The organism is Proteus hauseri (assembly GCF_004116975.1).
GTDB classification, from domain to species: Bacteria; Pseudomonadota; Gammaproteobacteria; order Enterobacterales; family Enterobacteriaceae; genus Proteus; species Proteus hauseri.
The window spans coordinates 2,077,018-2,090,041 of the sequence record NZ_CP026364.1; the positions used below are offsets into that span (position 1 = coordinate 2,077,018).

12 protein-coding genes are annotated in these 13,024 nt (G+C 39.1%); 3 read left to right on the forward strand and 9 right to left on the reverse strand.

The window, feature by feature from the left end; all coding sequences use genetic code 11:
* Positions 1-167: 167 nt before the first annotated feature.
* From prmA to PH4a_RS09550, 5 genes are all read right to left on the reverse strand, one after another.
* Positions 168-1,049, reverse strand: a complete 882-nt coding sequence (gene prmA, locus PH4a_RS09530; protein ID WP_129039394.1) for a 50S ribosomal protein L11 methyltransferase — start codon at positions 1,047-1,049, stop codon at positions 168-170.
* A gap of 26 nt (positions 1,050-1,075) precedes the next feature.
* Positions 1,076-2,521 (reverse strand): sodium/pantothenate symporter, encoded by a 1,446-nt coding sequence (gene panF, locus PH4a_RS09535; protein ID WP_129041872.1) that lies wholly within the window; start codon positions 2,519-2,521, stop codon positions 1,076-1,078.
* Complete coding sequence (locus PH4a_RS09540) at positions 2,511-2,759, reverse strand: YhdT family protein (RefSeq protein ID WP_064718851.1); 249 nt, start codon at positions 2,757-2,759, stop codon at positions 2,511-2,513. Before PH4a_RS09540 ends, panF begins: the two co-directional genes overlap by 11 nt.
* 369 nt (positions 2,760-3,128) lie before the next feature.
* Positions 3,129-4,331, reverse strand: coding sequence for a MalY/PatB family protein (locus tag PH4a_RS09545; RefSeq protein WP_129039396.1), 1,203 nt, complete (start codon positions 4,329-4,331; stop codon positions 3,129-3,131).
* A 23-nt stretch (positions 4,332-4,354) separates the two neighbouring features.
* The gene (locus PH4a_RS09550) at positions 4,355-5,662 is read right to left on the reverse strand and encodes an aromatic amino acid transport family protein (RefSeq protein WP_129039398.1); all 1,308 of its coding nucleotides are present in this window, start codon (positions 5,660-5,662) and stop codon (positions 4,355-4,357) included.
* Positions 5,663-5,914: 252 nt separating this feature from the next.
* Between PH4a_RS09550 and PH4a_RS09555 the strand changes: the two genes are divergently transcribed.
* Complete coding sequence (locus PH4a_RS09555) at positions 5,915-6,376, forward strand: Lrp/AsnC family transcriptional regulator (RefSeq protein WP_082918384.1); 462 nt, start codon at positions 5,915-5,917, stop codon at positions 6,374-6,376.
* Between the two features lie 56 nt (positions 6,377-6,432).
* Here PH4a_RS09555 and accC read toward each other — a convergent pair whose 3' ends face one another.
* From accC to acuI, 4 genes are all read right to left on the reverse strand, one after another.
* A complete protein-coding gene (accC, locus tag PH4a_RS09560; RefSeq protein ID WP_129039400.1) occupies positions 6,433-7,782 on the reverse strand; it encodes an acetyl-CoA carboxylase biotin carboxylase subunit in 1,350 nt (449 codons plus the stop codon).
* Between the two features lie 12 nt (positions 7,783-7,794).
* Complete coding sequence (gene accB, locus PH4a_RS09565; RefSeq protein WP_129039402.1) at positions 7,795-8,265, reverse strand: acetyl-CoA carboxylase biotin carboxyl carrier protein; 471 nt, start codon at positions 8,263-8,265, stop codon at positions 7,795-7,797.
* A 33-nt stretch (positions 8,266-8,298) separates the two neighbouring features.
* A complete protein-coding gene (aroQ, locus tag PH4a_RS09570; RefSeq protein WP_064718856.1) occupies positions 8,299-8,742 on the reverse strand; it encodes a type II 3-dehydroquinate dehydratase in 444 nt (147 codons plus the stop codon).
* Positions 8,743-9,172: 430 nt separating this feature from the next.
* Positions 9,173-10,150, reverse strand: coding sequence for an acrylyl-CoA reductase (NADPH) (acuI, locus tag PH4a_RS09575; protein WP_064718857.1), 978 nt, complete (start codon positions 10,148-10,150; stop codon positions 9,173-9,175).
* A 687-nt stretch (positions 10,151-10,837) separates the two neighbouring features.
* On the opposite strand from acuI, the gene mreB reads away from it, so the two are divergent.
* Both mreB and mreC read left to right on the forward strand, forming a co-directional pair.
* Positions 10,838-11,881, forward strand: coding sequence for a rod shape-determining protein MreB (mreB, locus tag PH4a_RS09580; protein WP_023582893.1), 1,044 nt, complete (start codon positions 10,838-10,840; stop codon positions 11,879-11,881).
* A 92-nt stretch (positions 11,882-11,973) separates the two neighbouring features.
* Entirely contained in the window at positions 11,974-13,020 is a 1,047-nt protein-coding gene (mreC, locus tag PH4a_RS09585; protein WP_129039404.1) for a rod shape-determining protein MreC, read from the forward strand.
* Positions 13,021-13,024: the final 4 nt, after the last annotated feature.

Consider the following 13,024-nt stretch of genomic DNA (forward strand, 5'->3'; position numbering starts at 1 on the left):
TAGTTATAAATATTTTTTATTTTGAAAATTGATAGTACAGAATTGATAAACACTCTTAACAAAGTGAAGTTTATCAGACAAAAATGAGATTAATGTCTGATAAACAATAATTAAGTGAAATTTTAACCTAATGAGATTATCTCGATTTGGTTAATATTTGCACATTGTTATTTTTTCACACCGGTAATACGACACCATTCTTCTTTTTCAGCAACAGGATCTAGAGTGAATAATCCTTCATAAGCAGCACTCACTCCTTCTGCTTGGGTTGCTAATACGCCAGAAAGACCAAGATGGCCACCTTGACGAGGAAGAGTGCTAATCACAGGCGCAAGTTCACGTAGTGGGCCGGCTAGAATATTAGCGACAACAACATCAGCAGAAAGATTCTCTGGTTGATCTTTGGCAAGATATAACGTCAGAGCATCAGAAACACCGTTACGCTGAGCATTATCTCGGCTAGCTTGAATAGCTTGCGGATCGATATCAATGCCTATCGCTTTTGCTGCACCCAGTTTAAGTGCCGCAATAGCTAAGATACCGGAGCCACAACCAAAGTCGATAACCGTTTTGCTCGCTAAATCTAAACCATCAAGCCATTGTAAGCATAAAGAGGTTGTTGGGTGGGTTCCTGTACCAAAAGCAAGACCGGGGTCTAGCATAACGTTGACGGCGTTAGGATCAGGCACTTCACGCCAGCTAGGGCAAATCCATAAGCGCTCGCCAAAACGCATCGGGTGGAAATTATCCATCCATTCGCGTTCCCAATCTTTATCTTCGATCTGTTCGATTTTATGAATAAAATGCTGACCAAATAGCGGGTTGTTCTCCAGCATGGCAACGATAATCTTCATATCGGTTTCAGCATCATATAAACCAACAACATCGGTATCACCCCAAAGACGAGTTTCACCCGGCAGAGGTTCAAAAATAGGCGTGTCGTGGCTATCTTGAAAAGTGACTGATACAGCACCACTTTCGACAAGTTCATCACCAATCGCTTCTGCATTCGCCGCAGTTGCATTAAGTCTTAATTGTATCCAAGGCATATTAATCTATCTCTTTAAAAACGGGTTCACTGTAATGGAACGGATTGCGCTAAAGTATGCTCTCCGAACCGATTAGCCACAAGAAATGCCGCTAAACTCAGCAATAGTGAAGGAACAATAGGGTGAAAATCAGCAATTTGAATATTGAATGTTGCTAAGGTTGCATAAAGCGTTGCCCCGGTGATCATCGCAGCTATCGCACCATAGCGATTGGCTTTATTCCAGTAAAGGCCGAGCACTAATGGCCATAAGAAAACCGCTTGTAATCCGCCAAATGCCAGCAAGTTTAGCCAAATGATCATTGACGGTGGGTTCCACGCTGCAAAGAGCAAAAGTATACCTAAAATCAAGGTTGAAAGGCTCGATAAGCGTGAAATACGTTTCTCATTCGTTATGGCATGAGGCGCAAAATTTAAATAGAGATCTTTGACCAACGTCGCTGATGATTGTAACAATTGCGCGTTAATGGTCGACATTATCGCCGCCATTGGTGCTGCTAAGAAAATACCTGCGGCAAAAGGCGGCAATACATCAACCATTAGTGTGGGTATTACTTGGTCAGGTACCGTTAAATCAGGAATGATGGCACGACCTAATGCGCCAGCAAAGTGCATACCAAACATCAGTAATGACATCACAATAGTGCCAATAATAATGCCTTTGTGCATTGCTTTGCTATCTTTATACGAGATACAACGTACTGCCGTATGGGGCAATCCAATCACCCCAAAACAGACTAACACCCAAAATGATGCCATAAATGGCCCACTTAAGATGCCATCAGCGCCCTGTGGCGATGTTAATGCGGGGTCGATAGCATTGAGTTTTTGTATCGCGATATCTAAGCCACCAATTTTATAAATGATAGCAAACAGTAAAATAAAGGTACCCAGCAGCATTACAAGACCTTGTAATGCATCATTTAATACACTTGCGCGGAATCCACCTATTGCCGTATACAGCGCGATAGAGATACCAAATATTAATAAACCAAACTCATAGGGAATGCCTGCGGCGGTTTCTAATAGTCGAGCACCACCAATAAACTGCACAGTCATGGCACCAATAAAAGCGACTAACAAACTTAAACTGGCAAACCAAACTAAAAAACGACTCTGATAGCGTGCATATAGCATATCGTTAAGTGTTACTGCATTATAACGACGCGCTAAAATGGCGAATTTTTTCCCTAATACGCCCAAAGAAAGCCAAATGGCAGGTAGCTGGATCATAGAAAGCAGCACCCAACCAATGCCGTATTTATAAGCGGCGCCGGGGCCACCAATAAAGGAGCTTGCACTGACATAAGTTGCAGTGATAGTCATGGCTAAAACAAAGCCGCCCATCGAACGATTACCAAGAAAGTATTCGTTAAGAAATTCCCCTTTCTCACGTTTACGGTAGGCGTAGGCCGACAACAGAAAGACCAATAGTAGATAACCAATCAGCGGTACAATAACTTCAGTTTGCATCGTCATGCTCATCTCCTAGCGGCATATCTTTGAAGAAATAACGAACCATCAGATAGCACAACAGAAAAAACAAAATAGGTAAAAATAAGCATGAAAGCTCGAACCAAAGCGGTAAACCAATAATGCCTAGTGTGTTATCAGGTAAATAGGCGGTCATTAACCAACCCAATAAATACATAAAAGTTAAAATTAGGGCCAAAAGGGCTTCTTTGTGGGCCTGAACAAAACGCTTGTCCATCTGTTCTCCCAATCTTAATAGGGTTAAAACGAATGGGAGGATTGTACGGGAAAGTGAATAGTGATTCAGTGAAAATTAGTCATAAACTAAGCAGTTAGATTAAAGTATTTATTATCTGATTGTTTTTTAACAGTTATATAGAGTTGCTTTGAAGGCGATCTCGCGTTCATTATCAAGATAATCAGATTAAAGATGTTTTTTTAATCAAAATAATAAAGAAATATTTTTCTACGATTTTATGAGTAATAAAAAACAAAAAGAGTACGATTTCAACAGATTAATTATCATCGTACTCTTTTTAATATAACTCACCTCTATAAAATGAAAGTATTCCCTTCCCTCCTTTAAAACAAAGGTAACTTTAAAAAACTAAAGGGCGTTTTTAATTCTTTCTAATCCCTGCTTAATTATGGCGCGAGGACATGCAAGATTGATGCGAATATAGTTATCACCATTGCTAACAAACATATTTCCACCTTCTAGCAGGATGCCTGTTTTGTTAGCAAAATAGAGTGAAAGCTGTTGATTATCGATATTCTCTGGCAAGTATTCTTTAAGATTGATCCATGCTAAATAGGTTGAATCAGGCACTTTAAAGTTTGCTTTTGGAAAATGAGTATGAACAAATTCTTCAACTAATTTGAAATTATCATCAAGATAGTTTTTAAGTTGTTTTAACCATTCATCGCACTCTGAATAAGCCGCTTTTGTTGCTACTAAACTTAATGGTGAAATAAAGTCATCATATAAGCGAAGCCACTCTTTTTTCACTTCTTCATTTTTAATAAAGATATGAGACATTAAGTTGCCCGCGAGATTAAATGTTTTACTCGGAGCCATGCAGGTAATGATTTTGTCATATTTAGGGAAAAGCTTGGCAATAGGAGTATGGTTGACTCCATTACGTAATAAGTCGCAGTGAATTTCATCTGATATCATCCAAATATCATTTTCGACGCACAATTTTCCCATTTTTATTAAATCTTCTTGTGTCCACACTTTCCCTGTTGGGTTCTGTGGGTTACATAGAATAAATAATTTAATATTTAATGAGTTATCTTTAATTTTTCGTTCCATATCAGCAAAATCAAGTGCATATTCACCTTGTTTTTCTAATAAATCAGAATAGATAACTTGGCGTGAATTATAATCACCTGCTTGTTTAAATGGCGTATAAGAAGGGGTTTGAATTAAAATGCTTTCATCTTGTTTAATTAATAAAGAAACTAAGCGATTTAATGCAGGAATAATTCCTGGAGATAAAACAATCTCACGAGTATCAATATTCCAATTATAGTGTCTTTGGCACCAATCTTTAAAAATGTGGTAATACTCATCGTCATAGATTTTGGTATAACCTAATATTTTTCTGTCTAGTCTGGCTTTAATTGCGTCAAGTACTTCTGGTGGTGTAGAAAAATCCATATCAGCTACCCACATTCTAATGAATTCATCATCTGTAAAGGCAAATTTTGCATCTTTATCTGTCTTGAAAATATACTGACGCCAGCCATCGTAATTTAGCGCATCTGTATTTTTTCTATCTATAATTTCATCAAAGTTATATTTCATGATTTAGCCTTTAATACATTTTATTAAATAAATTTCAAGAATGGAGAGATACAAAGTAGGATGCCCGTAAAAATAATTAAGTAGAGTGATAATCCTTTATAACGGTGCAACGAAGGTACTTTGTAAACTAAATAAGCAGGAATAAGACAACCGACAATACCGAATATTGGGCTGCAAATAGAGGTGAACATTAATACGGGTAGATTAAGAACAATAGCTCCCCATGCAATAACCACAGTGAAGATAACAATACTTAAATTAAGTATTTTCTTATTAATTTTCTCTGCTGGAATAACGCGAGTAAGCGCATTCATTACTAATCCTTGAACGGCTTCTTTAAATCCAAGATATACACCAAAGAAAGCGGTCATTAGTGCAAAAATATTCAGAGCAACACCAACAGGTGTGACAAATTTAGCGGCGTCTCCTTCAATAAATTGCGCTGCAATTGCTAGTGCAGAGATATTCTGTTCATACGCTTTTACCGCTTCATCGTGGCCTATGGCGAAAGTGAAAGAAACGGCATAGAAGAAAACGATACAAAACAGTGTACCAAATGAAATATTCATGGCTCTTAATGCTTTATAGCGAGCAACTTCAATTGACTGATTTTTGGCTCGATAGGAAATAACCATCGGGCTAAGTGATTGAATAAATAAAATTGAGGTAAGAGTAAAAGGTAACGTAATAATGGCATTTTTAATAAGCAGACTAAAAGGAGGGAATGAATCGATATTTTTTGATAAATCCCACATGCTTATCATCATTAAACCAAGAACGAGCACAACCAGTAATTTTGATAACACCATAAAACTGGAAATTTTAAATAGCAGCTCTTCACTCCGTGATGCAATGAGTACTAAAAATGAAATAAGAATTAAGCCATAGAATGGATTGTCAGAAAGAAGTCCATCGGTAACACCAAAAGTATGTAGATAAGATGCAGTGTCATTAGTTAATGCAGTAGGGTAAGCAAATATCCAAATAACAAGCATTAAAAAATAAAGTAAGCCAAGAAACATTCCCCAGTTTTTACCCAGGTAACCTTCGATAATGCCGGGGTAGTCTTTACACTCTTTAGAATCGGCAAGTGTGTTGATAAATAGACGTTGAAAAAGGTACATGGCAGGATAGCCAATAATAGAAGAAAGCAAAAAGACCCATAACCCAATTAAGCCAACTTGAACCGGTAAAAAAACAATACCTGCACCAATTGCCATACCAATACTGATGATGATCCAACCCGCGTCTGTATTATCAAAACGGGTTAATTTTTTCCATTCTTCTTTTGATAGTGAGGTCCTATCGATTTTTTTTTCTAATAAGGTCATACGTGTAATCCCATGTGTAATTAATTTATAGTATTTGTTTTATTAACTCGTTTTAGAACACGATTTTTAATGATTTTGTATTAGCTGAATAACGAGACTTCACGGATCATTCTAACAATTAGGCTGGTTAATTATTTTTTCATATTGGAATCTGTACGCGCTTATTTATTAATAAAATTAGTTAAAATAAGTCTATAAGCGAATAATATTTGATAAAAACGTTATTTTGATTAACGTCACAAGGTCTCGAATATGATGAGTCTTGACAAAACGGATATGGGGATCCTTAAGCTGTTACAAGAAGATGGGCGATTAAATAATGCAGAAATAGCTAAGCGTGTATTTTTGTCTCCCCCAGCTTGTTGGAAAAGACTTAAGGCGCTAGAGAAGGGCGTGATAAAAAATTATCGTGCAAATATTGATCCTAAACACTTGGGATTTAATTTTTATGCCTTTATGAATATTACGCTAGATTTACACTCTGAAGATAATATGGCGCATTTTGAACAAGAGATAATGAAAATTGAAAACGTTATTTCTTGTCATAATATCTCTGGCCGTTATGACTATATTTTGCAGTTAGTCGTAAAGGATATGGACGATTTTCATAATGTATCGATGGTGAAAGTACGTGCAATAGGTAATATCAAAGAGATGAATACCAGCTTTAGTATTCGTGAAATCAAACCTTTTAAAGGTTTTCCAATTAAATAAAGCAAAAAAAAAGCATAGTTAATTTAACTATGCTTTTTTGTATCGATGAGAAAATATTATTTCTCAGCTAATCCTAAACGCTTTTCAAGGTAGTGAATATTTGTGCCACCTTGTTGGAATTTCTCATCATTCATAATGAACTGATGCAGCTCAATATTGGTTTTAATGCCATCGATGATAAGTTCTGTCAAAGCATTCTTCATACGAGAGATCGCGATTTCGCGAGTTTCACCATAAGTGATCAATTTACCGATCATTGAATCATAATGAGGTGGAACAGTATAACCTGCGTAAATATGCGATTCCCAACGTACACCAAACCCACCCGGTGAGTGGAAGCGAGTAATCGTTCCCGGACTTGGTAAGAAGGTTTTCGGATCTTCTGCGTTAATACGACACTCAATAGCGTGACCGTGAACATTTATCTGATCTTGAGTTACCGATAACGGCAAGCCAGATGCAATACGTAATTGTTCTTTGATTAGGTCGATGCCTGTGATCATTTCTGTTACTGGATGCTCAACCTGAATACGGGTGTTCATCTCAATAAAGTAGAATTCACCATTTTCATATAGGAATTCAAAAGTACCTGCACCACGATAGCCGATTTCGATACAAGCGTTCGCACAGCGTTCGCCGATATTTTTACGGATTTCTGGAGTAATACCTGGTGCTGGCGCTTCTTCTACAACTTTTTGGTGACGGCGTTGCATAGAGCAATCACGTTCAGCCAAATAAATTGCATTACCTTGACCATCAGCCATGACTTGAATTTCAATATGGCGTGGATTTTCAAGGTATTTTTCCATATAGACCATATCGTTACTAAATGCCGCTTTGGCTTCAGCACGAGTCATTATGATGGATTGTTCTAAATCTTTTTCAGCACGGACAACACGCATTCCGCGTCCGCCGCCGCCGCCAGATGCTTTAATAATGACTGGATAGCCAATACGTTTAGCAATCTCGATATTTTTTGCGGTGTCGTTACCTAAAGGACCATCAGATCCTGGAACACAAGGAACACCTGCTTTTTTCATCGCTTCAATAGCAGAAACTTTATCGCCCATTAGGCGGATGGTTTCAGCTTTTGGGCCGATAAAAATAAAGCCAGAGCGTTCAACTTGCTCTGCAAAATCAGCATTTTCAGACAGGAAACCATATCCTGGGTGAATAGCTTGTGCACCGCTGATCTCAGCCGCTGCAATAATTGCAGGAATATTTAGATAACTTTTTGCTGAAGCAGCGGGACCAATACAGATAGTCTCGTCTGCCAGCAGAACGTGTTTTAAATCACGGTCTGCCGTGGAGTGAACGGCAACTGCTTTGATCCCAAGTTCTTTACAAGCTCTTAGAATACGCAGTGCAATCTCACCACGGTTGGCAATGAGGATTTTTTCTAGCATGGACCTGCCTCGTTATTCGATGACAAAGAGTGGATCGTCAAACTCAATGGTGTCGCCATCTTGACAAAGGATAGATTTAACAACGCCTGCTTTATCGGATTCTATCTGGTTCATCATTTTCATTGCTTCAACGATACACAGAGTGTCACCAACATTCACTTGTTGACCGACTTCAACAAATTTTTTGGCTTCTGGGCTTGGTGAACGATAGAACGTTCCTACCATTGGTGAGCGAACAACATGACCGCTGATCTCTTGGGCTACAACTGCTGACGTTTCAGGCGCTACTGGTGCAACGGCAGTTGCCAATGCAGGTTGAGGCGCTGCTGTTGGTGCCGCAAAATATTGCTGAGGAGCCATTTGACCCTGAAAACCAGAGTTACGACTAATACGTACTGACTCTTCACCTTCAGAAATTTCCAGTTCAGAAATGCCAGACTCTTCGACCAGCTCGATCAGTTTTTTAATTTTACGAATATCCATGAGTTGATTCCGTACTCTTTTTGATGTTTTTTATTAAGACAAACGGTTAACCGCTGCCTGTAAAGCAAATCGATAACCTTCTGCACCTAATCCACAGATGACGCCAGTTGCGATATCAGAAAGATAAGAATGGTGGCGGAAAGGCTCCCGACTGTAGACATTGGAAAGGTGAATTTCAATAAATGGAATATTCACCCCTAATAATGCATCACGCAGTGCAACACTGGTATGCGTGAAAGCCGCGGGATTGATTAATATATAATCGATATTACCGCGCGCTGCATGAATTTTATTTATTAGCTCAAATTCAGCATTCGACTGAAAGTGACTAAGCTTCACATTTAATGCTTGAGCATCTGCTGACAAACTGTGAACGATATCGTCCAGAGTTAAGTGTCCGTAGGTTTCCGGCTCTCTCGTTCCAAGCAGGTTCAGGTTCGGACCATTCAGGAGCAAAATATGAAAATTTTCCGACATTATGCTTCTATCTCCGTCAATACGTCAACGAAATGACAAAATAACCTGTGCTTTTCGTTTTGTCATCTTTTATTGTATTTAATGTCACGATGCATATCACAAAGTCCGACATTATAGACATTTCACAGAAGATAGCAGCAAAATACTGGTCTAATCAGGGAAGGCGAGCTTTATTTCGGTAAAATAGAGAACGTTTTTGCGCTATTGTTATGCTCATAAAGCAAAATAAACGTATGTTTAAAAAATAATCATAACATCACGTTATTTATTGATGTCACTGGAAATATGACCTTATTTGAGGGTGATCGTTAATATATCTTTAAAATGTGATCTGCATCACGTTTACTTGGCGATTTGAAATGAAAATAATCGCAATCTGGCATTAAAAGAAGTGTTTTAATGCCAGAAAATTGTTCGATAGGACGTAAATTTAACTAATTTTTACCAGTGTGCGACCCGTTACTTGGTTATCCATGATCATTTGAGCATAACGTGGTACTTCATCAAGTGTAATCTCGGTCATGGCTTGCTGGTAGAAAGTTTCTGGTAATAGTTGTAGCAAACGTTGCCAAACTTGAGCGCGTTTTTCTGCTGGGAAATAAACAGAATCGACACCTTGCAGACGAATATTGCGTAAAATAAACGGCATAACGGTAGTTGGTAATGAGAAACCACTTGCTAATCCACAAGCAGCCACGGTTCCGTTATAGTTTGTTTGCGCTAAAATATTAGCTAAAATTTGTCCGCCAACAGTGTCTAGCGCACCAGCCCAACGTTGTTTATCTAGTGCTCTACCCGGCTGTTCAAATTCTTCACGGGTAATAATGTTTGTTGCACCTAATTTTTTTAGGTATTCATGGTTGCTACTTCTGCCACTTAACGCAGTAACTTGATATCCCAACGTACTTAATAAGCTAATTGCAGTGCTTCCGACGCCACCACTTGCACCAGTCACTAAGATCTCACCGCTTTGAGGGGTAATACCACCTTGTTCTAATGCGATAACACACAACATGGCAGTGAAACCCGCAGTACCAATAATCATGGCATTTTTTAAGGATAAGCCTTCAGGAACAGCAGTAAGCCAATCGCCTTTAACGCCCGCTTTTTGTGATAATCCACCCCAGTGATTTTCGCCTACACCCCAGCCCGTTAATAGAACGTGTTGGCCAATATGAAAACGAGGATCTTCACTGTGATGAACAACGCCAGAAAAATCGATACCAGGGATCATTGGAAATTGTCGAATAATTTTTCCTTTACCTGTTATCGCTAATCCATCTTTATAGTTAAGAGTGGAATAGTGAATATCAACGATAACGTCATGAGAGGGTAGTTTGGCTTCATCGACGTTTTGAACGCTTGCTAATATTTTATCGCCTTGTTCTTCAAGTAATAATGCTTTCATGATGACCCCTTATCGATTTTTTATTGCTAACATGATAGGCGATTTTTTAGGTGGCGTCGTGATTGTGCACAATATCTATTGTAATAATGAGACAAATTAACCTTTTTTAGTGTATAAACTCAGGGTTCTGCGTTAATTGGAGTAGAGATTATTCTGGGGTTTATATCTTGATTAATGGATGATGCCTTTGGTGTTTTACGATAGGATGAAAATTAAGCACTTATATTGTGGGTCAATAGAAGAATGCTTTGTTTTTGATATGCCTTTGGTGAGTATTCTTATTGGTTAATCAATAAAAATAACAAGGTGAAATATCATCAAATTTCGATATAGCTAATGTGAATAATCAAATGAATAAATTTTATTTGAACTTGTAGCAAGGCTTTTGAGTCACATAGTGGCTACTAAGAAAGTTTTTTTCTTTATTGATGCAATCGTTGTTTGTATTGTAGCTAAGTCAAATATCTACAACGTAGGATCGAATTTATACGTTAATCGTTTTAATTAGCCCATTTTTATGCAGTTTTTTTCTGCTCCAATTGGGAAAAGTAACGTAGAATATTGTGCCTTTAAGATTATTCACGTGTCCACTTTTAACTAAGTAGCGAATCGCGCCTTGTCGCTGCTTATTGTGGTTGGTAGAGTAGACGGATTTTTCCGTCCCGGCTTGCAGGATTATCCTTTCGTATGTTTAAAAAATTTCGTGGCATGTTTTCCAACGATTTGTCTATTGACTTGGGTACCGCCAATACCCTTATTTATGTCAAAGGGCAGGGTATTGTTCTCGATGAACCTTCCGTTGTCGCTATTCGTCAAGATCGCGCAGGAACCTCAAAAAGTGTTGCAGCCGTAGGGCATGAAGCCAAACAGATGTTGGGGCGTACTCCTGGTAATATCGCAGCTATCCGTCCAATGAAAGATGGTGTGATTGCTGATTTTTATGTAACCGAAAAAATGCTTCAACACTTCATAAAACAGGTTCATAACAACAGCTTTATGCGTCCAAGCCCTCGGGTATTGGTTTGTGTACCTGTTGGTGCAACGCAAGTTGAGCGCAGAGCAATTCGTGAATCTGCATTAAGTGCAGGTGCTCGCGAAGTGTTCTTGATTGAAGAACCTATGTCTGCTGCTATTGGTGCTGGTTTACCAGTTTCTGAAGCAACAGGCTCTATGGTGGTTGATATCGGTGGTGGTACCACTGAAGTTGCCGTTATTTCTTTAAATGGTGTTGTTTATTCTTCTTCTGTTCGTATTGGTGGTGACCGCTTTGATGAGGCTATCATTAACTATGTCCGTCGTAACTATGGTTCATTAATCGGTGAAGCAACCGCAGAACGTATCAAGCATGATATTGGTTCAGCGTATCCTTCAGATGAAGTTAATGAAATCGAAGTTCGTGGCCGTAACCTTGCAGAAGGTGTGCCTCGTAGCTTTACATTGAACTCTAATGAAATTCTTGAAGCATTACAGGAACCATTAACAGGTATCGTCAGCGCAGTTATGGTTGCATTAGAACAATGTCCGCCAGAATTGGCTTCTGATATTTCAGAGCGCGGTATGGTATTAACCGGCGGTGGTGCTCTGTTACGTAACCTTGACCGTCTATTGATGGAAGAAACTGGCATCCCTGTGATTGTGGCTGAAGATCCACTGACCTGTGTGGCTCGTGGCGGTGGTAAAGCATTAGAAATGATCGATATGCACGGTGGCGATCTGTTTAGCGAAGATTAAGATTGATTTTAAACAAGGGAGAACGGATTCCCCCTTGGTGTGAAATATCGACACCCGTTCTTTTACTTCCCGTGTGAGTGATTTCTGAGTTTATGAAGCCAATTTTTAGTCGGGGACCATCCCTGCAACTAAGATTAATAATCGCCGTGATTATCGCTATTACATTACTAATTGCTGATAATCGTTTGGGGGCGTTTTCTAAAGTCCGTCAATATTTGGATACGGCTGTTAGCCCTTTCTATTTTCTTGCCAATGGCCCTCGTCGTTTTCTTGATCAAATCTCTGAAACTTTTGCCACACGAGAACGCCTTCAGTTTGAAAATCAAGCCCTGAGAAAAGAGCTGCTTGTTCGTAGTGGTGAAAGCCAATTACTTGAACAATTTAAGCAAGAAAACGCTCGTTTACGAGAGTTACTTGGTTCACCTTTACGCCAAAATGAACAGATGACAGTAGCTCAAGTGCTGTCAGGCAACAGTACACCTTATCGAGATCAAGTTGTAATTGATAAAGGTACCAATGATGGTGTGTATGAAGGACAACCCGTTATCAGTGATAAAGGAGTTGTTGGACAAGTAATTGCCGTAAGTGAGTTAACTAGCCGAGTGCTGTTAATTTGTGATACGAGCCATGCTTTGCCTGTGCAAGTATTGCGAAATGATATTCGCGTTATTGCATCTGGTGGTGGATGTGCTGACGATCTGTTATTAGAAGCATTGCCTGCTAATATTGATATTCGTGTTGGGGATGTATTAGTGACATCGGGATTAGGTGGCCGTTTCCCTGAAGGCTACCCAGTTGGGGTTGTTTCTTCGGTTAAAGTGGATAATCAACGTGCTTATTCTGTTATTGATGTAAGACCTTCTGCGGAATTACAGCGTTTACGTTATCTACTTTTATTGTGGGGGGCTTCGGATAAAAAAGGTGAACCGCCTTTACCTTCAGAAGTTTATCATGCAGCAAATGAACGTTTAATGCAGCTGATGCCACAAGTGTTGCCTAACTATGAGCAAGCAGGCCCTCCATTACCACGTTCTATGTCTCAGGAGCCGTTAGAAAATACACCTGACTCCAAGACTCCAGCTGTCGCACCTCCTACAACAAATACGGGTGTGCAACCTAGCACAAGCCGAGGTCAATAGTGGC